The sequence below is a fragment of the Rheinheimera aquimaris genome (assembly GCF_020531985.1).
GTDB classification, from domain to species: domain Bacteria; phylum Pseudomonadota; class Gammaproteobacteria; order Enterobacterales; family Alteromonadaceae; genus Alishewanella; species Alishewanella aquimaris.
Genome location: NZ_JAJAVQ010000003.1, coordinates 499,849 through 524,267, shown reverse-complemented (window position 1 = coordinate 524,267; position 24,419 = coordinate 499,849). Strand labels below are relative to the sequence as shown.

Annotated in this window: 21 protein-coding genes; 13 read left to right on the top strand and 8 right to left on the bottom strand. The window is 49.9% G+C overall.

Annotation, left to right across the window (positions count from 1 at the left end):
• The first annotated feature begins 7 nt into the window (after nucleotides 1–7).
• On the top strand, nucleotides 8–850 hold the full coding sequence (locus tag LHL18_RS11615) for an HDOD domain-containing protein (protein ID WP_134051792.1): 843 nt from the start codon (nucleotides 8–10) through the stop codon (nucleotides 848–850).
• Nucleotides 851–859: 9 nt separating this feature from the next.
• Here LHL18_RS11615 and LHL18_RS11610 read toward each other — a convergent pair whose 3' ends face one another.
• Together LHL18_RS11610 and LHL18_RS11605 are read right to left on the bottom strand one after the other, a co-directional pair.
• On the bottom strand, nucleotides 860–1,759 hold the full coding sequence (locus LHL18_RS11610; protein WP_226767210.1) for a recombination-associated protein RdgC: 900 nt from the start codon (nucleotides 1,757–1,759) through the stop codon (nucleotides 860–862).
• A gap of 44 nt (nucleotides 1,760–1,803) precedes the next feature.
• Nucleotides 1,804–3,552 (bottom strand): sensor histidine kinase, encoded by a 1,749-nt coding sequence (locus LHL18_RS11605; RefSeq protein ID WP_134051786.1) that lies wholly within the window; start codon nucleotides 3,550–3,552, stop codon nucleotides 1,804–1,806.
• A 184-nt stretch (nucleotides 3,553–3,736) separates the two neighbouring features.
• On the opposite strand from LHL18_RS11605, the gene LHL18_RS11600 reads away from it, so the two are divergent.
• The 7 genes from LHL18_RS11600 (at nucleotide 3,737) to ung (ending at nucleotide 11,323) form a co-directional block, all read left to right on the top strand.
• Complete coding sequence (locus tag LHL18_RS11600) at nucleotides 3,737–4,102, top strand: response regulator (RefSeq protein WP_134051783.1); 366 nt, start codon at nucleotides 3,737–3,739, stop codon at nucleotides 4,100–4,102.
• Complete coding sequence (locus LHL18_RS11595; RefSeq protein ID WP_134051779.1) at nucleotides 4,099–4,713, top strand: chemotaxis protein; 615 nt, start codon at nucleotides 4,099–4,101, stop codon at nucleotides 4,711–4,713. Before LHL18_RS11600 ends, LHL18_RS11595 begins: the two co-directional genes overlap by 4 nt.
• The gene (locus LHL18_RS11590) at nucleotides 4,713–5,675 is read left to right on the top strand and encodes a sensor domain-containing diguanylate cyclase (RefSeq protein ID WP_226767209.1); all 963 of its coding nucleotides are present in this window, start codon (nucleotides 4,713–4,715) and stop codon (nucleotides 5,673–5,675) included. The genes LHL18_RS11595 and LHL18_RS11590 overlap by 1 nt, the downstream gene beginning before the upstream one ends.
• Nucleotides 5,676–5,940: 265 nt before the next feature.
• The gene (thrA, locus tag LHL18_RS11585) at nucleotides 5,941–8,400 is read left to right on the top strand and encodes a bifunctional aspartate kinase/homoserine dehydrogenase I (RefSeq protein WP_134051773.1); all 2,460 of its coding nucleotides are present in this window, start codon (nucleotides 5,941–5,943) and stop codon (nucleotides 8,398–8,400) included.
• A gap of 5 nt (nucleotides 8,401–8,405) precedes the next feature.
• On the top strand, nucleotides 8,406–9,374 hold the full coding sequence (thrB, locus tag LHL18_RS11580; protein ID WP_226767207.1) for a homoserine kinase: 969 nt from the start codon (nucleotides 8,406–8,408) through the stop codon (nucleotides 9,372–9,374).
• 9 nt (nucleotides 9,375–9,383) lie between these two features.
• Nucleotides 9,384–10,667, top strand: a complete 1,284-nt coding sequence (gene thrC, locus LHL18_RS11575) for a threonine synthase (RefSeq protein ID WP_134051766.1) — start codon at nucleotides 9,384–9,386, stop codon at nucleotides 10,665–10,667.
• Entirely contained in the window at nucleotides 10,667–11,323 is a 657-nt protein-coding gene (ung, locus tag LHL18_RS11570) for a uracil-DNA glycosylase (RefSeq protein WP_226767206.1), read from the top strand. The genes thrC and ung overlap by 1 nt, the downstream gene beginning before the upstream one ends.
• A 47-nt stretch (nucleotides 11,324–11,370) precedes the next feature.
• Here the strand turns inward: ung and LHL18_RS11565 are convergent, their stop codons facing one another.
• From LHL18_RS11565 to tal, 3 genes are all read right to left on the bottom strand, one after another.
• Nucleotides 11,371–11,544: a DUF3545 family protein gene (locus LHL18_RS11565; protein WP_134051760.1), complete on the bottom strand. Its 174-nt coding sequence runs from the start codon at nucleotides 11,542–11,544 to the stop codon at nucleotides 11,371–11,373.
• A 113-nt stretch (nucleotides 11,545–11,657) separates the two neighbouring features.
• The gene (gene pgi, locus LHL18_RS11560) at nucleotides 11,658–13,277 is read right to left on the bottom strand and encodes a glucose-6-phosphate isomerase (protein WP_226767205.1); all 1,620 of its coding nucleotides are present in this window, start codon (nucleotides 13,275–13,277) and stop codon (nucleotides 11,658–11,660) included.
• A gap of 25 nt (nucleotides 13,278–13,302) precedes the next feature.
• On the bottom strand, nucleotides 13,303–14,253 hold the full coding sequence (gene tal, locus LHL18_RS11555; RefSeq protein ID WP_226767204.1) for a transaldolase: 951 nt from the start codon (nucleotides 14,251–14,253) through the stop codon (nucleotides 13,303–13,305).
• 204 nt (nucleotides 14,254–14,457) lie between these two features.
• Between tal and LHL18_RS11550 the strand changes: the two genes are divergently transcribed.
• From LHL18_RS11550 to LHL18_RS11540, 3 genes are all read left to right on the top strand, one after another.
• Nucleotides 14,458–16,074 carry a response regulator gene (locus LHL18_RS11550; RefSeq protein WP_226767203.1) on the top strand — a complete coding sequence of 539 codons (1,617 nt, stop codon included), beginning with the start codon at nucleotides 14,458–14,460 and terminating at the stop codon, nucleotides 16,072–16,074.
• A gap of 28 nt (nucleotides 16,075–16,102) precedes the next feature.
• Entirely contained in the window at nucleotides 16,103–16,879 is a 777-nt protein-coding gene (gene yaaA / locus LHL18_RS11545; RefSeq protein ID WP_134051748.1) for a peroxide stress protein YaaA, read from the top strand.
• Nucleotides 16,880–16,951: 72 nt separating this feature from the next.
• Nucleotides 16,952–18,250 carry an inosine/guanosine kinase gene (locus LHL18_RS11540; protein ID WP_226767202.1) on the top strand — a complete coding sequence of 433 codons (1,299 nt, stop codon included), beginning with the start codon at nucleotides 16,952–16,954 and terminating at the stop codon, nucleotides 18,248–18,250.
• 3 nt (nucleotides 18,251–18,253) lie between these two features.
• On the opposite strand, the gene LHL18_RS11535 is transcribed toward LHL18_RS11540, so the two are convergent.
• The 3 genes from LHL18_RS11535 to srmB form a co-directional block, all read right to left on the bottom strand.
• The gene (locus tag LHL18_RS11535) at nucleotides 18,254–19,888 is read right to left on the bottom strand and encodes an FMN-binding glutamate synthase family protein (protein ID WP_226767201.1); all 1,635 of its coding nucleotides are present in this window, start codon (nucleotides 19,886–19,888) and stop codon (nucleotides 18,254–18,256) included.
• Nucleotides 19,889–20,013: 125 nt separating this feature from the next.
• Complete coding sequence (locus LHL18_RS11530; protein WP_134051738.1) at nucleotides 20,014–21,069, bottom strand: S66 peptidase family protein; 1,056 nt, start codon at nucleotides 21,067–21,069, stop codon at nucleotides 20,014–20,016.
• A 129-nt stretch (nucleotides 21,070–21,198) separates the two neighbouring features.
• A complete protein-coding gene (srmB, locus tag LHL18_RS11525) occupies nucleotides 21,199–22,422 on the bottom strand; it encodes an ATP-dependent RNA helicase SrmB (protein ID WP_226767200.1) in 1,224 nt (407 codons plus the stop codon).
• A 72-nt stretch (nucleotides 22,423–22,494) separates the two neighbouring features.
• Between srmB and LHL18_RS11520 the strand changes: the two genes are divergently transcribed.
• The gene (locus tag LHL18_RS11520; RefSeq protein WP_226767199.1) at nucleotides 22,495–23,232 is read left to right on the top strand and encodes a tRNA1(Val) (adenine(37)-N6)-methyltransferase; all 738 of its coding nucleotides are present in this window, start codon (nucleotides 22,495–22,497) and stop codon (nucleotides 23,230–23,232) included.
• The gene (locus LHL18_RS11515) at nucleotides 23,229–24,419 is read left to right on the top strand and encodes a winged helix-turn-helix domain-containing protein (RefSeq protein WP_226767198.1); all 1,191 of its coding nucleotides are present in this window, start codon (nucleotides 23,229–23,231) and stop codon (nucleotides 24,417–24,419) included. The genes LHL18_RS11520 and LHL18_RS11515 overlap by 4 nt, the downstream gene beginning before the upstream one ends.

Here is a 24,419-nt window from a genome sequence, read left to right as displayed (position 1 = left end):
AGATAGAATGACCGCACAGCAGCAGTTACTGCAGATCCTGCAGCATAAAATCCAACACGATGAGCTGGTGCTACCGACACTGCCGGATATAGCACTGAAGGTCAGACAACGGTCTGCTGATCCAAATGTCAGCTTAATTGAAATGGCCGATATTATTGCCCAGGATCCGGCACTGGCAGCCAGAATGATTAAAGTGGCGAACAGTGCTTTTATGGGGCGTTCTATCAAGGTCAACACATTGAACCAGGCCGTCACACGCATTGGTCTTAGCCAAATCCGTAATATAGCTGTGGCAATGGCGCTGGAGCAGGTGTTTGTATCAAAACACAAACAAGTGCAGCAGCAGTTGGATATGCTTTGGCAAAGCAGCATCGATGTGGCCTGTATTGCAGCGGCATGCCTGGCCTATTACAACGGACGGGTGACAAGAACGGGCTTAAATAAAGATGTGCTGACGCTGATGGCGCTGGTGCATAACATTGGCGCTTTGCCGCTTATTACCGAAGCTGAACGGCAACAGGACTTATTAGGGGATTCACGCTTCTTATTATTTATAGCTACACGTTTGGCAACAGATGTCAGTGTCAGAATCCTGTTTGCCTGGAGTTTTGATGAACCTTTTCATCAGGTTGCACTGAACTGGCAGAAGCTGCAACCTGAAAAGCCAGGCCCGGGTTACACAGATTTTATCAGGCTGGCCGTAATAGCCAGGGATGGTTACAGTGACAAGGATTTACAGCAGCGGCTGTTAGCCTATTATGTGAATTTGCAGCTGGTGCCGCAACCTGACTTTATGCAACATCCTGACATACAAACCGTATATCAGGATGTCAGGGCAATGTTCAGTTAAGCTGCAGCTTTACTCTGCGGCGCCAACCTGTTGGCTGATACTGAGTAAGGCCTGGTTTAGCGCAGATGCCATCAGCATTAAATCGGCATCAAGGCGGGCGGTTAAATCTTCCCAGCCGAGTTCATCATTCTGGCCGGTCAGCACATCATGAAACTTAATGCGTTTAATAGCGCCGTCGTCAGTTATGGCCAGAGAAATGGCGTCAGCCTGTTCCAGGCTTATGCTGGTAACCAGTTTATCCTGTAAATGACTTTGCACTTCATCAGCACTTAACAAATGGTTGCTGAACTTTACTTTCGCGCCTTCGTCATCCGGCGCTTTTAGCTCAGCATCACTACCAAGCACAAACCCTTGTGGCAGCGCTTGATTCTGCAGCCATAACTGCAGGTGTGTATTGAGTTTATGGTTGTCCAGCCAGGGCAGGGCTGGCAAAGAACCGAGCGCTTTACGCAGCAATGCCAGTACGTCTTCAGCTTTGGAAGCACTACCGCTGTTAATGACCAGCCACTGATTTTCTGGATCGTAGTAACCCTGGGTCAGAGTGGAACGGCTAAATGCCCGGGGGAGCAAACTCAGCTGCAATTCTTCCTTCAGGCTTTGTTTCTCTTTACGGCTCAGCGGGCGGCCCTTTTCCTGCTCCATTGCTTCCAGTTTCGGCTGCATTTCTTCGTTAATCACGGCAGCAGGCAATATTTTTTCCTGTCGTTTCAGTGCGAAAAACAACAAATGCTGACAAGCATGACAATACTGTTTAATGCTGGCATGCAGGGGAAAGCTAAAACCGCTTCTGACCGCTTCCTGTGCAGTGAGCGGGGTGAATTTGAATTCTGCCAGCGCCTGCTCCCAAACGGCGGGATCTGTGCTTAACGGCGCGCTGAGTTTGTAAACCCGGATATTTTTAAACCACATAATTTAACCTACACAAAAAAACTCGGCAGGCAGTATAACGTGGTTTAGCTCTGGATTTTCAGGTTTTTTGGAAAGCAAATATGGTAATGCAGGCCCTTACCGGGTTCGCTGCTTACCTGAATGCTACCGCCTAACGTCTGGCGCACCAGGTTATAGGTAATGTGTGTACCCAGGCCGCTGCCACCCTGATCACGTTTGGTAGTGAAGAAAGGATGAAACAGTTTCTCCAGTTGGTCTGGGCTTAAGCCTTTACCATTGTCGCTGTATTTAATGTCAACATTATCGTCTTCATCTAACACGGTAATGCGCACCAAACCATCTTCCATGTCTTCAAATCCATGAATTAAGGAGTTCATCAGTAAATTGGTAAAAATCTGTGAGATCGCACCGGCAGGGCAACTTAGCACGATATTGTCCGGACAATTAACTTCAATCTGATGGTGGGTCTTTTTAAAGTTAGGTTGCAATGAACGGATAACTTCGTGCAGGTAATCCGCCAGATTAATAGTACGCACGGCTTCACTGGTTTGATCCACTGCTATCTGTTTAAAGCTGGCAATCAGCTCTGAAGCACGTATGAGGTTAGATTGTAGCAGTTCGGTGCCCTGGCTTGCTTCTTCGATAAAGTGCTCAAGCATTTTAGGTGTCAGCGTTTTGTCTGCGTAGGCTACTGACAATGCCTGTAATTTCTCAGCCAGAAAACTGGTTGCTGTTACGCCAATACCAACCGGGGTGTTCACTTCATGTGTTATGCCAGCAACAAGACCGCCCAGTGCAGCCATTTTTTCCGATTGCACTAAGCGATCCTGCGCCTGTTTTAAATCGTCGACAATTTTCTCCAGCTCAGTTTGCTTGCCACGCAGCGCGCCTTCTGTATGACGGCGACGTTCAATTTCTTCACGTAAGCTTTGTTGTTTAACTTCAAGTTCTTGTTTTTGCTGCTGCAGATCCATCATTGCCTGGCTTAAACCTGATGTTTTACGCGCAACCTCCTGCTCCAGCATCAGATTTTGCTGATCCAGTTTTTCATTAGATAGCAGTAACTGTTTTTGTGTTGTCTCTAGCTGATTCTTATAATCCTGAACCCTGCCAATCAGCCGGTTAAAGGCGTCAGCCATTACGCTCAGCTCAGAGGTGTCATCGTGCTGAATTTCCACTTTGGCGCCATCAAGCTGATCCAGTTCTAAATCTTCAATCTGTTGTGTCAGCTCAGTCAGTGGTAATGTCAGCTGCTTGCGAAACGCCATCAAAAACAAAATGATCAAAAAGGTGGTTTTGAGCATCGCGTTACCGACCAGAAAGTAAATACCCACCTTTATCCTGTCTATAACTACCGCCCGGCTTGAAAACAGCGTGACATCGCCTACCTGGGTAGCACGGCCCGAAAATTCAAAAATAAGCGGAAAGGTGTAACCAAAGATGCCAGATTGTTGTTCAGTCAGCCTTACACCTTCACGTACCAACTGTGTACTGAATCTTTCCTGGATATTGATATAACGGCCAAGCTGCGTAATGACGGCACCGCTGTCATCTCGAACGATAATGCCTTCTATCGCCGGGATGGCCAGCAGGCCATCAGCGATAATCATTGCCTGTTGGGTGTTAAGCTCCCAAATGGCGCGGGTCAGGCTGCCGGAAAACGTTTGTTGCAGTGTTTCCAGTTCGCCGTTGATATGATCTTTAGTATTAAAGTACTCAGCAACAATTTGCCCCAGAGTAACCACAAATGTCAGGATGAAGTAGACCGACAATACTTTGGTTAATAGCTTACGGGATAAGCTTTTGTGCTGCATGAAGGTACCTTGTGGCGAATTAAAATTGCTTTTATGGCTCTACGATAACCAATAACCGGCTGTTTGCAAATAGCGCATGTGGATCTGGGCTATTTATAGCGTAGATATTGCTTTATAGTGGCGTAATGTATATATTTTTTGACCAGATATTGCCAAGAACCACTATAACAAACAGGCAGCAGACATGGCTTTAAACGCGTTAATTTGTGATGACTCTTTACTCGCCCGCAACCAATTAAAGAAGTCCCTTCCCGCAGAGTTCGATGCCAATATTGTGACCGCCAGCAATGGTGTTGAGGCGTTAGCCACGTTACGCTCACAGGAGATAGGGCTGGTGTTTCTCGACTTAACGATGCCGGAACTTGACGGTATAGGTGTGCTGGAAGCTATCAAAGCAGACGCCATGGATTGTCTGGTGATAGTGGTGTCAGCGGATATTCAGCCGGAGATGCAAAAAAGGGTAATGGAGCTGGGGGCACTGGCGTTTATCCAGAAACCTGCCAGCGCAGCGAAGCTGGCCGATGTGATGCATAAGTACGGTTTAATATGACAGATTTCCAATTTAGTGAAGAGCAGCGCGACTGCCTGCAAGAGTTGGTGAATGTTGCTATGGGGTTAGCCAGCGATAAGCTGGCGCGCTATCTTAATACACTGGTGCATTTGCAGGTGCCGGCTATTAAGCTGGTGAAGACGGAGCAGCTGCCTGAGCATTTCGCCGACCGGCATCAGCAGCAAAGTGTCACCATGATTAGTCTTGGCTTTTTTGGCGATCAGGGACTGCGTGGTGAAACCATCATGCTGTATCAGCTGGAGAATGTCGGCGTGATCGCTAAATTGCTGGGTTACAGCGATGATGACAGCTCAGAAGCAGAAATGCTAACGGATATCAGCTCAGTATTAACGACTACATTTCTTAATGGTCTGGCAGAACAGCTGGACAATAGTTTCTCCTACGCCGCTCCGCGTATCTTGTCCAGCCGGGATAAGCACTTTGCGGAAAAACTTGCCTCTACAGCAGAGCAATGGCAGCTGGCGTTGCAGGTCGATATCCGTTATCAGCTGACCGACTATAGCTTTAATTGTGACATGATTTTACTGATCCCAGGTGAAGCAGTACTGCGGCTGCGTTTAATACTGGATCAAATTCTGGCTAGCTTCTGATGCAGTTAGACTGGTTATTGCAACCGCTACTTGCCCAATTGAATACCGGAGTGCTGGTGCTGAATGACCAGCACCAGATAGTGTTTTTCAATCAATTTATTGCCCGACGGGCGGACAAGCGGCTTGAGCATACTCAGGGCCAGTTGGTATACGATGTGTTTGATGATTTACCCCGAGCCTGGCTACAACGTAAATTAGATGGCGTGTTGTCGTTACAGGCTCCGGCATTTAGTAGCTGGGAACAACGGCAATATATTCTGAAGTTACCGCACCTTCGCCCGCTTAGCAGTGACAGCCTCTATATGGCTCAGAATTGCACTATGCTACCGCTTACCGCGCCGGATGGCGTTTCACACTACGTCTGCATGCTGATTGAAGACGCTACAGACGCTTATGTATATCAGCTTCAGCTGCAGCAAAGCATGGCCCAATTAGAGCTGGCCAATCGTACTGATGGCTTAACCGGTGTCTATAACCGCCGTTACTGGCAGCAACAGCTGGGTTACGAAGTCGCAAGGGCTGTTCGTTATCAGCATTCTTTAGCGCTGCTACTGTTTGATCTTGATAAATTCAAACAGCTGAATGATCAATACGGCCACCAGGGCGGGGATGCGGTGTTGGTTGAGCTCTCTGCTGTCATTGGTGCTTTGCTACGTGATACTGACTTACTTGGCCGTTACGGCGGAGAGGAATTTGGTGTGGTATTGCCTGAAACAGATTTGCAGGGGGCTGTTCTGGTCGCCAACCGTATTTGTAAAGCGGTGGCAGAGCATCAGCTGCTGTTTAATGGCCAGACCCTTAACGTTACGGTAAGCATAGGCGTCAGCAGCTATAAAGGTCAGACGGCGGACGAACTTATTCAGCAGGCTGACATGGCGTTGTACAACGCGAAACGTCAGGGGCGCAACAGAGTTGTAGCCTGGCAGGAGCCTGCTGAAGTCTATCTAAAACAGGTAAAATAGCCGCTTGCAAGAATTAGCCATTGACAGACGTCTAAAAGTCTGTGCATAGTGAAAGCCATGAAAATAAAAACGACTGTACTCACCACCATTATTATTACCACCACCCCTTCGGGGTAGGAGGTCGGCGGTGTGTTGTCTTTGAAAAAGACCCGTGACCTCAAATGTCACGGGTCTTTTTTTTGGCTTCGGCATACGGGGCTATTGTTGCTTAACCAGGTAGTACGATAACGGACAATAACAATTAATTATGCGCAAGGAGTTTAAAATGAGAGTGCTCAAGTTTGGTGGATCGTCGCTGGCGTCAGTTCAGCGTTTTGCCGAGGTTGCAAAAATTGTCCAGCAACTGACTACTACGGATCGTATATGTCTGGTGTTATCTGCACCGCAAGGTGTCACCAATACCCTGGTTGAGCTGACCGATTTAGCCTATCTTGGCTCTGATTTCAGGCCTGTACTGCAGCAGCTTCAGCAACGTTATCAGCAGTTAGCTGAAGATGCAGCAGCGGCTTTTCCCGCAGCGACATTAGAGCAGGTGCAACAAATTGCGCTACAGCAGTTAGCGCAGCTGGATGCTCAGCTAACCGGTATTTCACTGCTAAAACACTGCCCGGATCATATCAAAGCGCAGATCCTGGGTCTTGGAGAGCAGTTTAGTGTGGCACTGATGACATCGATGCTAAACGCCAGTCAGGTACAAACAGTGGCGTTAGATGCTGTCTCGCTGGTTAAAAGTAGTGGTGACTATTTAAATGCCACTGCTGATGTTGCAGCCTCTGAGGTAACACTGTCTCAGGCGATTGCCGCCCAGAATGCGCAGGTATATGTCATCGCGGGTTTTGTTTCCAGTAATGCTCAGGGCGAAACCTGCCTGCTGGGGCGCAATGGCTCTGATTATTCCGGTGCTGTGGTCGCTGCCAGTATCCGCGCTGAGGCGTGCGAGATCTGGACTGACGTCGATGGTGTTTATAGCGCAGATCCACGGCAGGTTAAAAATGCTAAGTTGATTGACCGCTTATCTTATGATGAGGCAATGGAGCTGTCATATTTTGGTGCCAAGGTGCTGCACCCGAAAACGATAGGCCCTCTGGCTCGTTACAATATTCCCTGTTATATCAAAAATACTCTTAATCCATCGGCTCCGGGTACTTGTATTGATAACGCCGGCGAAGGTGATGCACTGGTTAAAGGGATTTCCAGCCTGGAACATCTGGCGCTGATAACAGTATCCGGACCGGGGCTTAAAGGCGTGGTAGGCATGGCCAGCCGGGTATTTGCCTCTATGGCGCGCTCGCAAATATCGGTTAGTCTGATTACCCAATCATCTTCTGAGTTCAGTATCAGCTTTTGTGTGCCGCAACTGCACCTGAGTGCCGCTAAAAAAGCACTGCAGCAGGAGTTTGAGCTTGAGCTGCAAACCGGCCTGTTGCGCCCGCTGAATATTTTATCTGACATGGCTATCGTCAGTCTGGTGGGCGATGGCATGCGTCAGCACCGTGGTGTGGCGGCGAAGTTCTTTGCCTCGCTGGCCCAAGCCAGAGTTAACGTGGTGGCAATAGCGCAGGACAGTAGTGAACGGTCGATCTCTGCAGTAGTGGAGCAGGCGGCCTGCAAAAATGCGGTGAAGGTGTGTCATGAGAACTTTTTCAGCCATATCCCGAGCATTGATGTATTTCTGGTTGGCTGTGGCGTAGTCGGTAGCGAATTACTGGCACAAATTCAGCGTCAGCAGGCGTTTTTACACAGCCGGCAGGTAAAAGTCACGGTTTATGGGATCGCCAATAGCAAGGCACTGTTGCTGGACAACGACGGTATTGATTTACAACACTGGCAGCAACAGTTGCAAGGTGTGAATCAGCCGTTTTCGTTAGCCGCCTTGAGCCAGTTTGCTCAGCAGCAGCACCTGACTAATCCGGTACTGATCGATTGCACCAGTTCAGAGCAGATTGCGGCCCAATACGCCGATTTTCTGGCGGCCGGTTTCCATGTGGTCACCCCTAATAAGAAAGCCAATACCGCGTCGCTGGCTTACTATCAGCAGCTTAGGCATGTTGCGCAGCAGCACCGGCGCAGATTTTTATATGAAACAACCGTCGGTGCGGGCTTACCGGTCATTGACACTCTGCAGGGCTTGCTTAACGCCGGCGATGAACTGGTTGCCTTCGAAGGTATATTGTCCGGTTCGCTGTCCTATATCTTTGGTGAACTGGAAGCGGGTGTGTCGTTGTCAGAGGTTACCCGCAAAGCAAAAGCGATGGGTTTTACCGAGCCAGACCCGCGTGATGACTTATCCGGTATGGATGTTGCCCGTAAGCTGCTGATATTAGCCCGGGAAGCAGGCATGAAGCTGGAGTTAAGTGATGTTGAGGTTGAGTCGGTATTACCTGCAGGTTTCGCCCAAAATGCGCTTACAGATGATTTTATAGCGCAATTGCCACAATTAGACAGTGCTTTTGCTGAGCGCATAGCGCAAGCCGCGGCAGAAGGCAAAGTGCTCAGGTACATCGGTGAGATTGTTGAGGGCAAATGTAAAGTTGCAATAAAAGCCTTAGACCTGTCTCATCCGCTGGCGAAAGTGAAAGACGGTGAAAATGCGCTAGCGATCCATAGCCGTTATTATCAGCCAATACCTTTTGTGCTGCGTGGTTACGGCGCAGGTGCCGCAGTGACATCTGCCGGTGTGTTCAGTGATGTCATGCGCACGCTTGGCTGGCAGCAGCAGGTGTAATCATTATGCAAATTACATCTGAACTAGCGCCGGGCGCTTATCTGAAACGTTATTACGCGCCGGCTTCTACCGGCAACTTCTCCGTTGGTTTTGATTTGCTCGGCGCGGCATTTGAACCTGTCAGTGGTGAGCTGTTTGGCGATGTACTGGATATTGTTGCTGAACAAGCTGATATGCAACTGACGATAGTGGGGCGCTATGTACATCAGTTACCTGCTGATCATAACGACAATCTGGTGCTGAGCTGTTTTGATGCCTTCGAACGCAAAGTTGGCCACAATTTACCAAAGCTGGCGCTTAGACTGCATAAAAACTTACCGGTCGGCAGTGGTTTGGGCTCCAGTGCCTGTTCCATTGTTGTCGCGTGCTATGCATTTAATGACTACTTCGGTAAACCATTATCCGAAGCTGAATTACTGCAACTGATGGCAGAAGCTGAAGGTGGCGTAAGTGGCGGTGTGCACTATGACAACGTAGCACCTTCTTATTTCGGCGGTTTACAGCTGATGTTGCCACAAAGCGCGCAAATCTGCCGCAGCCTGCCCTGGTTTGCACAATGGCGGGTTGTACTGAGTTACCCGGGTACTGTGCTATCGACTAAGGCTGCCCGTGCTGTATTACCACAGCAACTCAGCCTGGGTCAGAGTATTGCCTTTGCTGGTATGTTAAGCCGCTTCGTCAGCGCTTTGTATGCAAAAGATGAAGCCGATGCTGTGGCTGCGCTGCAGGATCTGGTTGCGGAACCCGCCCGGACGCCATTATTGCCAGAACTACCCGGATTAAGAGCCGCCCTTGCCGGAAAGGGGATTTTGCATCTGGGGATTTCCGGCGCCGGGCCGACATTGTTCGCTTTATGCAGTAATGATGAACAGGCACAGCTTGCTGCTGATTATTTATCGCGGCATTATGAAAAGAATCAGGATGCGACAACACAAATTTGTCGCTTGTCACAAGGCGGCGCCAGAGCGCTGTAGGATAAAGACATGCAGTTAAGCAATATTAAAGTACCTGCCGAGCAGGTTAGTTTTTTACAGGCCGTACGGCAGGGATTAGGGCAACAGCAAGGCCTGTTTTTTCCAACCAGCTGGCCTAAGCTGGACATTGAAGCCTTGCTGGCGATGCCAATGGTCGAACGCAGTGCTGCTATTTTAAAGGCGTTGATAGGTGACGAGTTAAGCGCAGCCGAAGTAGGTGAGATGGTAGCAAAGGCTTTTACCTTTGCTGCGCCGCTGGCGCCGGTTACAGATGATATCAGTTGCCTTGAACTGTTTCATGGCCCGACCCTGGCGTTTAAAGATTTTGGTGGCCGCTTTATGGCGCAGGCCTTAGCCAAAGCGCAAGGGGGCAGAAAAACCACGATCGTTACCGCAACCTCAGGTGATACCGGTGCAGCAGTAGCCCATGCTTTTTATAAGCAGCCAGGGGTGCAGGTGGTTATTTTATTTCCGAAAGGCAAAATCAGCCCGTTGCAGGAGAAGCTGTTTACGACTTTAGGTGAAAACATTACTACGCTGGCGGTGGAAGGAGACTTTGATCAGTGCCAGGCGCTGGTTAAGCAGGTGTTTGATCATAAAGCCTTAGTCGAGAAGCTCAGCATTAACTCGGCTAACTCTATTAATATCAGCCGCTTATTTGCGCAAATTTGTTATTACTTTGAAGCCGTTGCCCAGGTGCCAGCCGAAAAACGCAGTCAGGTGGTTATTGCTGTGCCAAGCGGTAATTTCGGTAATCTGACAGCCGGGCTAATTGCCAAAGCACTGGGTCTGCCAATCAAACGCATGGTCGCAGCGACGAATGCCAATGACACGGTGCCGCGCTACTGGCGCTCGGGGCAATGGCAACCTAAACCGACAGTGGCAACCTTGTCCAATGCGATGGATGTAGCTGCACCGAATAACTGGCCAAGGGTAGAGGCGTTGCTGGCGCAAGGAATGATTGCGCGCAGTGATATCGAAACATCAATGGTAGATGAAGACGATACCGTGCTTGGTGTGCGATTGCTATCACAGCTGGGATATGTCAGCGAGCCACACGCGGCTGTTGCTTATAAAGCGTTAAAGCGCAGCCTGCAGGATGGTGAATACGGTATTTTTCTCGGTACTGCACATCCTGCCAAGTTTAAAGAGCAGGTAGAGAATATCCTTGGTACACCTTTGGCGTTGCCTGAAGCCTTGGCCCGCTGTGCAGCAGAGCAGGGATTAAGCATTGATATTCCTGCTGATTTTGCTGTATTGCAGCAAGAGCTGCTGAAACTGGAGCAGCGCTGATGTCGTGGCAGCAGTTACTGGGTGAAGAAAAGCGTCAGCCTTATTTTGTTGATACGCTGACCCAGGTAGAACAGGCCAGGCAAGCCGGTCAGGTTATTTATCCGCCACAAAGCGATGTGTTTAATGCCTTTAAGCTGACGGAGCTGGATAACCTGAAAGTGGTGCTGCTGGGGCAGGATCCTTACCATGGGCCGAATCAGGCACATGGTCTGGCGTTTTCTGTCCGCCACGGCGTGCGCGTACCGCCATCACTGCAAAATATGTATAAAGAGCTGGCACTGGAGTATCCGGAGTTTGTGATCCCAGCCCATGGCTGTCTTGAGGACTGGGCAAAGCAGGGTGTATTGCTGCTCAATACCGTATTAACGGTCGTGGCGACTCAGGCCAATTCACACCGGCATTTGGGCTGGGAGCAATTTACAGACAAAGTGATAGCGCAGATCAGTACCCACTGTCAGGGCATAGTGTTTTTGTTGTGGGGCTCGCACGCTCAGAAAAAAGGCCGCTTTATCGACCGGCAACGACACTATGTGCTGGAAGCACCGCATCCGTCACCGCTGTCTGCACATCGCGGTTTTCTGGGCTGTGGCCATTTTAAGCAGGCCAACGAGCTGCTGGTTAAGCAGGGCAAAACCCCGATTAACTGGCAGCTTTAAGCTATAGCCGAAAACGACAACGCCCGCTTATCACAGCGGGCGTTGTTCTATAATTCGATATCGGCCAGTTCCGGTTCAATCGTCCAGTCGATGTCGCTGAGCTCTTTTTTCAAGCGCTGCCGCTCTTTCAACTGTTCTATTTCGCGCCATTTACGTTTTACCGCACGGGGTTTAGCGGCAGGACGTTCCAACATATTCAGTAAGTCTTCGAAGCTTTCCATTGTTTGGCCTCTCTGATAGTTGTTGTTGTTATTTTCAACAAATGATTTACCACACTTTGTCTGAAAATAAAACAACTAAGTGACCATACGATGACAAAATTGCTTTTACTGAATTATTTTTGTTCTGTAAATACCTTAATCAGCGCCCGCGTAGAGCTATCGAGTTTATCTGCTGCAGCGCCTGACAATGCCTGATATATCGGGCCTGACAGTTGTTTACCCAACTCCACACCCCATTGGTCAAAAGAGTTAATGTTCCACAGCACGCCCTGGCAGAATACTTTGTGCTCGTACATAGCAATTAAGGCACCGAGATAATAGGGCGACAGTTCCGGTAACAGCAGTGTGTTACTGGGTTTATTGCCCGGTGATACTTTATGCGGTGCCAGTACAGCAGCCTCAGCGCCGCTCATTCCTGCTGCCAGACATTCCTCGGTGGCTTCATCAAGCGTTTTGCCTTGCATTAATGCCTGGGTCTGTGCAAAGCAGTGCGCTGCCAGACGCTGATGCTGATCGCTCAGCTTATGCGCAGGTTTTACCGGCAGAATAAAATCAGCCGGCACGGCCAGTGCACTTTGGTGTAACAACTGATGATAGGCATGCTGACCATTAGTGCCGGCATCACCCCAAATCACAGGGGCTGTGGCATCCGTTACCGCAACGCCGTTGACATCAACGCTTTTGCCGTTAGATTCCATATCCAGCTGCTGCACATAAGAGGGCAGTAAGCGCAAATAATGGCTGTATGGCAACAGCGCCTGCGCCTGGCAACCAAAACCATTGATATACCAAATACCCAGCAGCGCCAAGATTAACGGTAAATTGTCACTGAACGGCGCTTCAGTAAAATGGGTATCCATGGCCTCTGCACCTTTTAACAGCTCGGCGAAGTGCGCGTTGCCTATCATCAGCGCGACCGGAAAACCAATCGCAGACCATAACGAGTAGCGGCCGCCAACCCAGTCCCACATCGGCAGAATATTTTGCTCAACGATACCAAACTCTGTCGCTGCGCTGATATTTGACGAGGTTGCCCAGAAATGCCGGGCGATAGCTGCACCATCGGCGCCGTGGTCTTTAAACCACTGCCGGATAGCCAGTGCATTTTGCTTGGTTTCTTCGGTGCCAAAAGATTTGGACGCCACAAAGACCAGTGTTGTTGCAGGGTTCAGCCCTTTAACAATATCGGATACCACGGCACCATCGATGTTGCCGGCAAAATGCAAACGAACCGGACTGCAGTGGTAAGGGGTCAGGGCTTCAACTGCCATCTGCGGCCCCAGCAGCGAGCCGCCGATCCCTACCCATATCAGGTCAGTAATGGTTTTGCCGGTGTAACCGAGGTATTCACCGTTATGTAGCTGGCTGACCAACGCTGTCATCCGCTTGCGGCAATCATGAATGGCGTCGCCAATATTTTCACCATCAAGCATCAGGCCGGATACATCTGTTTTACGCAGCATCATATGCCAGACACTGCGCTGCTCGGTGTTATTAATTTTCTCGCCAGCTAGCATGGCGTTGAGCACAGGTTTTATCCGGCTCTGTGCAGCCAGTTGCTGCAATGCCTGCCAGCTCTGACGGTTGATCAGGTTTTTCGAGTAGTCCAGCGTGATGCCACAAGCCTGAGTACTAAATTGCTCAGCCCGCGTCGGATCTTCAGCAAAGGCCTGACGTAACGAGCCTTGCTGTGCTGCCAGTGCTTTTAATCCGGGCCATGACGAAACGGACATACTCTAATCCCCTGTAATGTTGTAGTTAAAGTGCTTGTTGAATAACCTGCTCTAGCTTACGCTGGTCGATTGCAAATTTGCGGATGCCTTCAGACAGTTTCTCTATTGCCATCGCATCTTCATTCAGAGCCCAGCGGAACTCGCTTTCAGTCAGCGCAGCCGGAGCGGTTGTTGTCGCCCCTTCGTCGCGTAGATGTACTGTCAGTTCACCTTGTTGCTGACTCAGCTCGGCCAGTAATGCCGGGCTGATCGTTAAACGATCGCAACCTGCCAGCGCCAGTACTTCACCGGTGTTGCGGAAGCTGGCACCCATTACAACCGTTTTATAGCCGTGTTGTTTGTAGAAACGGTATATGTCACGCACTGATAATACACCTGGGTCTGTTTCAGCAGTGTAGTCTTTGCCAGTGCTGGCTTTATACCAATCGAGAATGCGACCGACGAAAGGTGAAATCAGGTACGCACCGGCTTCGGCACAGGCTCTGGCCTGGGCCATATGGAATAACAACGTCAGGTTACACTGAATACCTTGCTGCTCCAGCACGCGGGCCGCCTGAATGCCTTCCCAGGTAGAGGCTATTTTGATCAGGATACGTTCGGTTGCAACGCCGTTCTCTTTGTACAGAGCAATAAGCTGCAGCGCTTTGTTAACCGTAGCGTCGGTGTCGAAAGACAGGCGGGCATCAACTTCGGTTGATACGCGGCCAGGTACCAGCTTGGCAATGGCGGTACCAATATCGACAGCAAATTTGTCAGAAGCCAGGCTAAGCTGTTCTGCACTGTCACTGGTTTTGCTTTTCGCGTAAGCAATGGCATTGCTCAAAATCGGTTTGGCAAACTCCAATTGGCTGGCATTTAACAGCAAACTGGGATTAGTGGTTGCATCGACCGGGCGGAACTGCTCGATGGCAGTCAGATCTCCGCTGTCCACAACGACTGTGGTCACGGCTTTCAGTTGGCTAAGTAAGTCGCTCATATTGTTTTATTACCGTATTTTTGATCACATTCTAGTGATTCAGTGTTTAATAAGCAATTAATGTAGGAATATTACAACAGCTTACAGAGCTTCATAGAACTATAACCCCGATAGCCTTGTATACATAAAGTAAGTTACTATACCGTTTGTTGTGCCGGACATGACCGGCGTTATGTCATTAATGTAAATTAGCACAGGATCTCGATGATCTTTCAAGCCAGCTTTTATAAAAGCAAAAAACTTCTGCTAATCGAAGACTGTGAGCCAGTGCGAGCTTCTATTAAGGGTATGCTGCAGCAAATTGGTTTCGACAATATTACCACGGTTGCAGATGCTGCGCAGGCTATGCCAATGGCGAGTAAAGACAGCTTTGATTTTATTCTGGCTGATTTTGACCTTGGTAGTGGCAAAGATGCATTGCAGTTTTTTGCTGATCTGAGTCAGCAAGCGGTCTTACGCGTGGGGTGCTGTTTTATTCTGATGAGTGCAGAGCCAAGGCGTATGCCTGTGCTTGGATTACTGCAAGGTGCGCCTGATGCGTTTATTCTTAAACCCTTTTCATATGTTGAGTTAGAAAAGCGCCTGGCTAAAGCCTGGAATAACCGGGTAAAACTGCGTAAGGCGTATCAGGCTGTACAGCAGCAGGACTATAAAACTGCACAGTTAGAACTTGACCCGGTCATTAACGCTGTTAATTCCTCATCACTGCCAGCTTTGCGGCTGATGGCTGAGGTATTAATGGCTGATCACAGCTATAGCGCTGCGCTGAAGCTGTATGAGCAGGTTACGCAGCAGCGCGATTTCAGCTGGGCCCTGCTGGGACAGGCCGTGGCATTGCTGCAACTGCAGGAATACCAGGCAGCTGAATCCCGCCTGATGTCATTAATAGAGCAGGATGATACCCGGCCAGAAGCGCTGGAATGGCTGTGTTGCCTGTATCTGCGCCAGGGCAAAACTGAGCTGGCGGCTAAGCAGTTAGCTGAACTGATGAAGTTAAACAATGTCAGTGTACAGGCGCATAAAGCGAATGGTTGCATAATGCTGCTGCAAGGCCAGCAGGAAGAAAGCAGCAAGTATTGGCAAAAGCAGATCCAGCAATACCGGTTTTCAGCCTTTGACCAGGCTGACTATTATTTTATTCTGACCCGACTGCAGTTGGAACAGGCCCAGCGGGCTGCAACGCAGGAGTTTAGCACCAGGTTAAAAAAAGCGGTTGATACACTGGCATTGATGCCGCAAAAACTCGTTAATGAAACTACTGAAGCTGAACTGACGGTTCTGCGTGCCAGGCTAAGTTTGCTGCAGGGTAATATCGCCCAGGCGCGGCAGCAGTTTATGCAACTGGTTGCTGATTATACTCCGGTAGACCCCGAAGCGATTGTAGATAGTGCCAGACTGGCATTTGCTCTTGGCGAGATGAAGCAGGCAGATGCTTTTCTCGCGATGTTAAAAGATTTTATACCGGCTAAAGCCGATTTAACCGGAGAATGCCAGCGTTTAACCGCACAATATCTGCTGCAACAAGAACAGCAATTGCGAGGCCAAATCAGGCAGTGGAATCAGGCTGGCATGGAGCAGGCACAAACAGGAAAACCTGAGCAGGCGTTAACTTTGCTGCGTCAGGCATTTGTGTTTATGCCCTGTAATGCTGCGCTGGTGCTGAATCTGCTGCAAACCCTTACGCAGCTGCCAGCTGATAAAACATTAAAGCCGCTGGCGAAATCAGCGATGGCAGCGCTGGAGTTCAGCACCAAGTCGGCCGCTAACCAGCAGCGGCTGGCACAGTTACTGCCGCAATTACCGCAGTTGTATCTCGATTAATTTTTCATACCAGAACGGACGTTTTTTTATGTTGTTGTTAGTATCGCCCGCTAAAGATCTTGATTTTCAGCCTTTGGCAAAGCCGGTAAACGTTACCCAACCTGCTATGCTGGCGCAGAGCCGGCAACTGGCTGATATTTGCAAAGGTTTAACCCCGGCTGACTTATCCTCGTTAATGCACATCAGCGATAAACTGGCAGGCTTAAACGCAGCACGTTTTGCCCAGTGGCAGCTACCTTTTACCGAGCAAAACGCTAAAGCAGCATTATTCGCTTTTAATGGCGATGTGTATCAGGGCCTGGATGCCGGCAGCCTAACTGACGATGATATTGCTTATGCCCAGCAACATTTACGCATTTTAAGTGGTCTGTATGGTGTATTGCGCCCGCTTGATCTGATGCAGCCTTACCGGCTGGAAATGGGCACTAAATTGGCAAACCCGCATGGCAAAGATTTATATGCCTTCTGGCAAAACAGCATTACCGAACAGTTAAACCAGCAGCTGAGTGAGTTGCAGACTGATATCGTCGTCAATCTGGCGTCGCAAGAGTATTTTAAAGCGGTTAAACCTAAGCTGCTGCAGGGCCGTTTGATATCGCCGGTATTTAAAGATTTCAAAAACGGTCAGTATAAAATTATCAGCTTCTTCGCGAAAAAAGCCCGGGGCCTGATGGCGCGCTATATCATCGAACAGCGCCTTAGCACAGCAGAGCAAATAAAAGGCTTTGATTTGGCTGGATATCAATATAGTGCGGAACAATCATCCGCCGATGAACCGGTATTTTTGCGTCACAGCACTGAATAAGCACTGCGCCAGCGCCGGCTTTTTTGTTACAATGCGCGCTTTGCTTCTTCCGGCATAACAGCGGTATTACAGATGAAATTTCCCGGCCTGCGTAAGATTAAACATTATTTTCCGGTATCCCAGCCCAAGCCACAGCTGCCCAGTTTTGAAGTGCGGCCAGAGCTGGATACCTATATTGTCGGCCTGGATCAAACTATTGTTGATGTGGTGGCCAGTGTCAGCGATGAGTTTCTGAATAAATACGCTATCCGTAAAGGTTTATCTAACCTGGTCGAGCACGGCAAAGCCAATTTGATCTATCAGGAGCTGGTGGCGCAGCAGGCTATTTCTGATCATTTCGCCGGTGGTACTATCGGTAATACCATTCACAACTACTCGGTGCTGGCCGATGATAAGTCGGTACTGCTTGGCGTGATGTCAGCCAATATCGCGCTTGGCTCGCCAGCTTATCATTATGTTTGTCATACCAGCTCGAAGGTGGATATGAACCACCTGCAAGGCGTTTCCGGTGATATTGGTCGTGGTATTACCATGATTACACCCGATGGCGAGCGCACCTTTGTTATCGACCCCAGTGATATGGACGAGCTGAGCCACGAGTATATTCCGACAGACATTATCGCCGGCGCCGCTGCTTTTGTGGTTAGCGCTTATCCACTACGCGCAGTGGGTAAACCTATTCAGCAGGCAATGTTAAAAGCGCTGGAGGATGCCAAAACGCATAACGTACCGGTGGTAATGAGCCTGGGCACACGGCATCTGGTAGAGGAAAACCGCGAACAAATCCTGGCGACGATTAAGCAGTACGTCAATGTGCTGGCGATGAATGAGCTGGAAGCTGAAGCATTAACCGGCTTTGCCGATCCGCTAAAAGCGGCCGAGGCAATCCTGGATCACACTGACATGGTATTAATCACCGCCGGGCCGGAAGGTTTGTATCTGTGTGGCCATACCGATGACAGCGTCAAGCGCGAAAGCAGCAATCCGATAAAGTCAGCCAGTCTGGCCGATTTTAACCAGTATGAATTTAGTCGTCCGATGTTACACGCCAACTGCGAACAGCCACTGAAAGTTTACTCACATATCGACCCGTATTTAGGTGGTCCGGAGCGGATTAAGAACACTAATGGTGCCGGCGATGGTGCGCTGTCGGCCATTTTGCATGATATGGCAGCGAACCACTTTCATAAACAGGTTCAGCCGTTATCAGGCAAGCATGAACAGCCTTATCTGGCGTATTCGTCTTTTGCCCAGATTTGTAAATACGCTAACCGTGTCAGCTACGAAATTCTGGTGCAAAACGCTCCGAGGCTATCCAAAGGCTTGCCAGAGCGCGAGGATAGCCTGGAAGAAGCGTACTGGGAGCGCTGAGTTTTATGACTGCAGCGCTTTTAGCCCCTGCTCAGTTTCAGCAATGTAACGTTTAGGGGCAAAGCTGTCTGCGCTGGCTTCATGCAGTGCCTGAGCAAATTTAACCGGGCTTTTACCATTTAGCAGACAACCCGGTTCCAGATCGGTGTAAATTTCATCGAAGCGACGTACTTCTGTTTCACTGATGCGGCGAAAAATATGTGAGCGGTTTAGCTCCGACGTATGCTTGAGGCCGGCACTGGCAATAATCTCCATACAGGCACGTACTGTTTCCTGATGAAAGCGGGCCACCCGGCTGGCTTTATCCGGTACCACCAAGCCCCGGGTAAGTGCCGGGTTTTGTGTGGCAACACCGGTCGGGCAGCGATTAGTATTGCATACCAGCGACTGTACGCAGCCCAGTGCCATCATCATGCCGCGCGCGCTGTTGCAGATATCGGCGCCCAATGCCAGATTCTTTACCAGATGAAAGCCGGTGAATACTTTACCACTGGCGATCACTTTAACTTGTTGCTTCAGGCCAAACCCTGTCAGCACATCACAGACAAACGCCAATGCCTCTCGTAGCGGCATACCCACAGAGTTGGAAAACTCCAGCGGCGCGGCGCCGGTACCGCCTTCACCGCCATCGACAGTGATAAAATCAGGCGCGAGGCCAGTTTCAACCATGGCTTTACATATCGCCACAAACTCGCTGGCGCGGCCAATTGCTAACTTGATACCGACGGGTTTACCGCCCGATAACTGCCGCAGTTGCTGAATAAACTGCATCATCTCCAAGGGCGTGCCAAAAGCGCTGTGCGCCGGTGGTGAATCTACCCGGGTACCTGGCTGCACCAGCCTGATACGGGCAATTTCAGCGGTGTTTTTGTCTGCAGGCAAAATGCCGCCATGGCCGGGTTTGGCACCCTGGGACAATTTAATCTCGATCATTTTGATCGAAGGTTTAGTTGCCACACGCTCAAAGGATGCGGCGTCAAAGTTGCCTTGTTCGTCGCGACAACCAAAATAGCCGGTACCAATCTGCCATACCAAGTCTCCGTCATATTGCAGGTGATAATCGCTGACACTGCCTTCGCCGGTATTATGATAAAAGCCGCCCAGCGCAGCGCCGTTATTCAGGGCCAGAATAGCGTTATTGCTAAGCGCGCCAAAACTCATTGCCGAAATATTAAAGATGCTGGCCTGGTAAGGCTGGCTGCAGTGTGGTCCGCCGATACTTATTTTTGTCTCGGGATCGTGTGGTGCATGATGACGGGCAGCAATAGAGTGGCCTATCCATTCGTAGCCAACGCGCTGCGTATCAAGCTTAGTACCATAAGGGTTAGTATCCAGGCTACCTTTGGCACGCTGGTAAATCACCGAGCGGAACATCCGGTTTATCGGGGTACCATCAGTTTCTGATTCAAACAGGTACTGACGCACATAGGGCCGGATAAACTCCATCAACCAACGGGCATGGCCAATCAGCGGATAATTACGCAATAAACTATGGCGTGTTTGCAACATATCGTACACGCCACGCAGGATAAGTGGTACGATGAAAATCAACGCCCACCAGAGCGCTGGCCAGCGTAGGCTTAGTGTGGCTACCAGTAACAATATGGCGACGGAGCTGATAACAAATATTAGGCGCATAACATCGAATTTTTAGTAGCGGGTTTACCACACCCTAGCACAGCATGGCGTAAAGTGCAGGGCGAAGTGGCAGTAAATACCTGTAGCAAAGGATACCTGCCGCCAGCGGCGGCAGGTGACTGGGTTTAGGCGTTTTGAAACACGTTGTCGAGTAAACGGAAGTTACCGGCGTCAGCATCCAGTTCAACCCGGCCGCCAACCGGCACGATAAATTGCTGTTTTATATGGCCTATCATGGCACCACGGTACGCCGGAATATTCAGCGGCTTGATATGATCATCAAAAATCTGATCCATCGTCAGCCAGCCATAGCCGCCACTTGGACGGCAGTCGGTACATTCACCAAAAATAAAACCGGCAATTTTATCCAGCGCGCCCATCAGTTTTAAGGTACTTAACATGCGGTCAATGCGGTACGGGGCTTCTTCGACATCTTCGACAAACAAAATTTTGCCACTGAAATCGGGCAGGTAAGGAGAGCCGGCAAGGGCGGTCAGTACGGTAAGGTTACCGCCAATCAATTCGCCTTGCACCTTACCACCGGTGATGGTGATGGTGCGGTTTTGTCTGGGCGCCAGCTCGTCTTTAGCATCGATCACGTTTTGGTAGTGCATTAATTCGCGGTCAAAAAATACCCGGCGGAACTGATCGGCATTAAAACTATTCCAGCTACCGGTGCCGTTAGGGCCGTGAAAAGTGACCAGCCCGGTCTGGGCATGAATAGCGTTATGTAAAGCAGTTATGTCGGAGTATCCAAGCAGAATTTTCGGGTTGTTGCGGATCAGGTTGTAATCCAGCAACGGCAATACCCTGGCAGCACCTGAGCCGCCACGTAAGCAAATGATGGCTTTGACCTCTTTGTCAGCAAACATGGCATTGATATCGCTTGCGCGTTCGAGGTCAGTACCGGCAAGGTGGCCACGGCGTGATGCAAGGTGCTGGCCGGTTTTTACTTTTAGCCCCAACGCCTGCATAACTTCGGTAGCAATTTGCAAATCTATCTTGTTGTCAGTGGCTTTTGACGGGCTTACCAGTGCGACAGTATCGCCCGGGTTCAACGCCACCGGCAACAACCGCTTGCCCTTATTGGCAGCCGGTGCCGCTATGACGTTGGCACAGCTGGCCAAAGGTATCAGGCTGGCAGCCAGCGCGCAGTTTTTTATAAATTGTCTTTTATCCATCTGACGGCTCCACGTTTGTAATAATTTATTCAGCATACCAATAGCAGCTTTACTAAAAAATTCCAAGACGGTAGCGTAAAAATGCGACAACTGCCGCCTGTTTTACGGGCGGCGGTAACTCAGTGCGGGTTATTTTTTGGTCTTTTTAACGATTTTTTTGGCCGCCACTTTACCAGGCTTTTTCTTTTTCACCGGTACTTTGGCTTCCTTGTTCTTAGGGCGCAAGCTGTCAACAACGCGGCGTTTCAGTTTTTGTTCGCTGTAGCGTTCTATTTTCGCCAGAATCGCCATGTCGTGTGCTTCTACCAGTGAAATGGCTATGCCTTTTTTTCCGGCCCGGCCGGTGCGGCCAATGCGGTGTACATAGACATCTGCAGTACGGGGCATATCAAAGTTAATCACGTGGCTGATATCATCAATATCCAGCCCACGTGCAGCGACATCGGTTGCCAGCAGAATATTTACCCGGCCACTACTGAAGCGCTCTACTGCCTGCATCCGTTTGTCCTGCGGCATTTCGCCCTGTAACCAACCACAGCGCAGACCGGCGGTTTCAAGCTGACCGGTTAAGCTGGCCAGACGCTCGCGGGTTTTCACAAACACTATAGCCTTGCTGACATCAGCTTGTTTTAGCAAGTGAATAAGCAGCGCCAGTTTATGCTGGGCATTATCTGCCAGATGTACCCACTGCAAAATCTTGGCTTTTTCTTTACGTGAAGGTATAGCTTCCAGCCGCTCAGGCTCTTTCAAAGCGCGCTCGGCAAAACGTTCCAGATTATTACCTTCCAGCGTGGCAGAAAACAAAAATGTCTGCCGGCGGCGACGGGCTTCCAGCACAATGCGGTTCATTTCGCCGATAAAGCCCATATCCAGCATACGGTCGGCTTCATCCAGCACCAGCACCTCCACCTCATCGGCCTGAAAACTCTCTTCGTCGAGGTATTCCGTTAAGCGCCCTGGTGTGGCGACCAGAATGTCGTTGTTTTTTTCCAGCGTATCTTTATGGCTGCCGTAATTAATGCCGCCGGTAATCACACCGACATTTAGCGTCGTGTGTTTTGTGAAGTGTTTAAATTCGTCATACACCTGATATGCCAGTTCGCGGGTCGGGGTCATCACCAGGACACGGGCAAAACCCGGATCTTTACGGCCGAAGTCGAGCAAATACTGTATAGCCGGTAGTACAAAGGCCAGGGTTTTTCCGGTGCCGGTTGGTGCACTGGCCAGAATATCTTTACCGTCCAGCGCCAGTGGGATCGCCATTTCCTGGATCAGCGTGGGCTGTTCAAAGCCGCGCTCGCTAATGGCGCGGTTAATATCGTCATCCAGTTGAAATTCTGCGAATGTTGTCATGTAGTCCTCAGCATTATTGCCTGCCCGGTGACAGTTCGTCTGCTTCGCCGTAAACTGGCGGCGGAGGTACTGATGTCAGCCGGTTTTCAATGTAAAAAATTTTTTGTAGCCCATGATCGGTGCGCGATGAAAGTCGGCACTGACGGTTTATTGCTTGGCGCTTTCGCCCCGCTGCCACCTGCAGGCGGCGCTATTCTCGATATCGGTGCTGGATCTGGCCTGATAAGCCTTATGCTAGCTCAGCGCACCGCAGGCGCCAACCCGATTGACGCTGTTGAACTTGATGCCGCTGCAGCAGAACAAGCCGCAATTAATGTCGCCAACAGCCCCTGGCCAGAAGCAATCAGGCTGATAAAGGGCGATATTCTAACCTATCGCAGTGATAAACGTTACCGCTTAATTGTGTCTAACCCACCGTTTTTTCAGCACGCTGTTCCGGCGCAGGATGCCAAAAGGCATCAGGCCAGGCATACGGATAGCTTACCTTTTGCCAGCTTGCTCAATATTGCGGCGGCTTTGCTAAGCTCCGGCGGAACTTTTGCCATCGTTATCCCTTTTAGTGTGCATGACTATTTCATTGGCCTGGCGTTGTCTGCTGGCTGGCAATTGCAGCACAGCTGTACCGTTTACACTAAGCCGACAAAAGCGCACCGCAGTTTGTTATGTTTGGGCCGAAGCAGCCATGGCGTTAAACCGCAGCAGACACAGCTGCATATCCATGATTCCAATGGCGCTTACTCTATACAGTACCAGCAGTTACTTAGCGCTTTTTATCTGAAATTCCCTGATGAGCCCCGGTCAACCATATGAAAAACAGCCCCTTTTCAGCACAAGAATGGATACATATTTTGCTGCGGCAACAAGGGCTGTTGCAGCCGCCGGTGTCACTTGACGCTGCAGTGCAGCAGCTGGGCTATGTGCAGATTGATTCTATCAATGTGGTACAGCGCGCTCACCATCATGTATTGCACAGCCGTCTGTCACATTACCAGCCACAAATGCTCGACGATGCCATTGCCAGTGGACAGGTCTTTGAATACTGGGCGCATGCTGCAGCTTATCTGCCGATGGCGGATTATCGCTTCAGTTTATACCGTAAACAGCAGCTGAAGCAGGGCGAGCTGCACTGGCATGAGCCTGATCAAAGGATGATGGCACAGGTGTTGGCGAGGTTACGACAGGAGGGACCACTTACCGCGGCTGATTTTAATGACGAGGTGAAAAGCCGCGGTAGTTGGTGGGACTGGAAGCCGGCGAAAAAAGCCTTGGAGCAGCTATTTATGCAAGGCGATGTAATGGCACTGCGGCGCGATAATTTTCAGAAAGTGTATGACCTGACCGAACGGGTATTGCCAGCAACGGTGGATACAAGGTTGCCGGACGAGGCGGAGTTTTGTCGTTATCTTATCCTGCGTTATCTGCAGGCGCATGGTTTCGGCACTGCAACCCAGATGGGGTATCTGCGCAAGAATATTAAAGCCGCGCTGCAAACAGAGCTCAATCATATGCTGGAGCAGGGCGAATTGGCGCAGTTTAGCTATCAGGGCAAAATGCATTATTTTTTACCTGAAATCACCACTTCGGCTGTTGGCACAGGTAATACTGTCTGGTTACTCAATCCGTTTGACAATGTGCTTATCCAGCGTGAACGGTTAAAGCAGTGGTTTAATTTTGACTACCAGATTGAGGTTTACGTACCCGCTGAGAAACGCCGCTTTGGTTATTACAGCCTGGCGATTTTGTGGCAGACGCAAATGGTTGGCCGGGTAGATGTAAAGGCCGACCGGGCCAGCAAAACGTTATTGTTGCAGCAACTGACGCTGGAAGAGAGCGCTTACGATAGTCTCGGCTTGGTGAGTAGCAGTTTTATTGAGGCTTTTGTGCAGGCCGTGGCAGCTTACACCCGTTTTAACGACTGTGTGCGCTGGAAGCTGGTGTCATGCAATGACACGCTGCTAAAGCAGCGCTACAGGCGCTTACAATATCTACAAGCATAA

Coding starts and splice junctions, on each gene's coding strand:
- LHL18_RS11610 (WP_226767210.1), bottom strand. CDS start 1,759: ATGTGGTTTAAAAATATCCGGGTTTACAAACTCAGCGCGCCGTTAAGC.
- tal (WP_226767204.1), bottom strand. CDS start 14,253: ATGAGCGACTTACTTAGCCAACTGAAAGCCGTGACCACAGTCGTTGTG.
- LHL18_RS11605 (WP_134051786.1), bottom strand. CDS start 3,552: ATGCAGCACAAAAGCTTATCCCGTAAGCTATTAACCAAAGTATTGTCG.
- LHL18_RS11565 (WP_134051760.1), bottom strand. CDS start 11,544: ATGGAAAGCTTCGAAGACTTACTGAATATGTTGGAACGTCCTGCCGCT.
- LHL18_RS11520 (WP_226767199.1), top strand. CDS start 22,495: ATGTCAGCCGGTTTTCAATGTAAAAAATTTTTTGTAGCCCATGATCGG.
- LHL18_RS11540 (WP_226767202.1), top strand. CDS start 16,952: ATGAAATTTCCCGGCCTGCGTAAGATTAAACATTATTTTCCGGTATCC.
- thrB (WP_226767207.1), top strand. CDS start 8,406: ATGCAAATTACATCTGAACTAGCGCCGGGCGCTTATCTGAAACGTTAT.
- srmB (WP_226767200.1), bottom strand. CDS start 22,422: ATGACAACATTCGCAGAATTTCAACTGGATGACGATATTAACCGCGCC.
- thrA (WP_134051773.1), top strand. CDS start 5,941: ATGAGAGTGCTCAAGTTTGGTGGATCGTCGCTGGCGTCAGTTCAGCGT.
- LHL18_RS11530 (WP_134051738.1), bottom strand. CDS start 21,069: ATGGATAAAAGACAATTTATAAAAAACTGCGCGCTGGCTGCCAGCCTG.
- LHL18_RS11515 (WP_226767198.1), top strand. CDS start 23,229: ATGAAAAACAGCCCCTTTTCAGCACAAGAATGGATACATATTTTGCTG.
- LHL18_RS11615 (WP_134051792.1), top strand. CDS start 8: ATGACCGCACAGCAGCAGTTACTGCAGATCCTGCAGCATAAAATCCAA.
- LHL18_RS11590 (WP_226767209.1), top strand. CDS start 4,713: ATGCAGTTAGACTGGTTATTGCAACCGCTACTTGCCCAATTGAATACC.
- LHL18_RS11535 (WP_226767201.1), bottom strand. CDS start 19,888: ATGCGCCTAATATTTGTTATCAGCTCCGTCGCCATATTGTTACTGGTA.
- yaaA (WP_134051748.1), top strand. CDS start 16,103: ATGTTGTTGTTAGTATCGCCCGCTAAAGATCTTGATTTTCAGCCTTTG.
- ung (WP_226767206.1), top strand. CDS start 10,667: ATGTCGTGGCAGCAGTTACTGGGTGAAGAAAAGCGTCAGCCTTATTTT.
- pgi (WP_226767205.1), bottom strand. CDS start 13,277: ATGTCCGTTTCGTCATGGCCCGGATTAAAAGCACTGGCAGCACAGCAA.
- thrC (WP_134051766.1), top strand. CDS start 9,384: ATGCAGTTAAGCAATATTAAAGTACCTGCCGAGCAGGTTAGTTTTTTA.
- LHL18_RS11550 (WP_226767203.1), top strand. CDS start 14,458: ATGATCTTTCAAGCCAGCTTTTATAAAAGCAAAAAACTTCTGCTAATC.
- LHL18_RS11595 (WP_134051779.1), top strand. CDS start 4,099: ATGACAGATTTCCAATTTAGTGAAGAGCAGCGCGACTGCCTGCAAGAG.
- LHL18_RS11600 (WP_134051783.1), top strand. CDS start 3,737: ATGGCTTTAAACGCGTTAATTTGTGATGACTCTTTACTCGCCCGCAAC.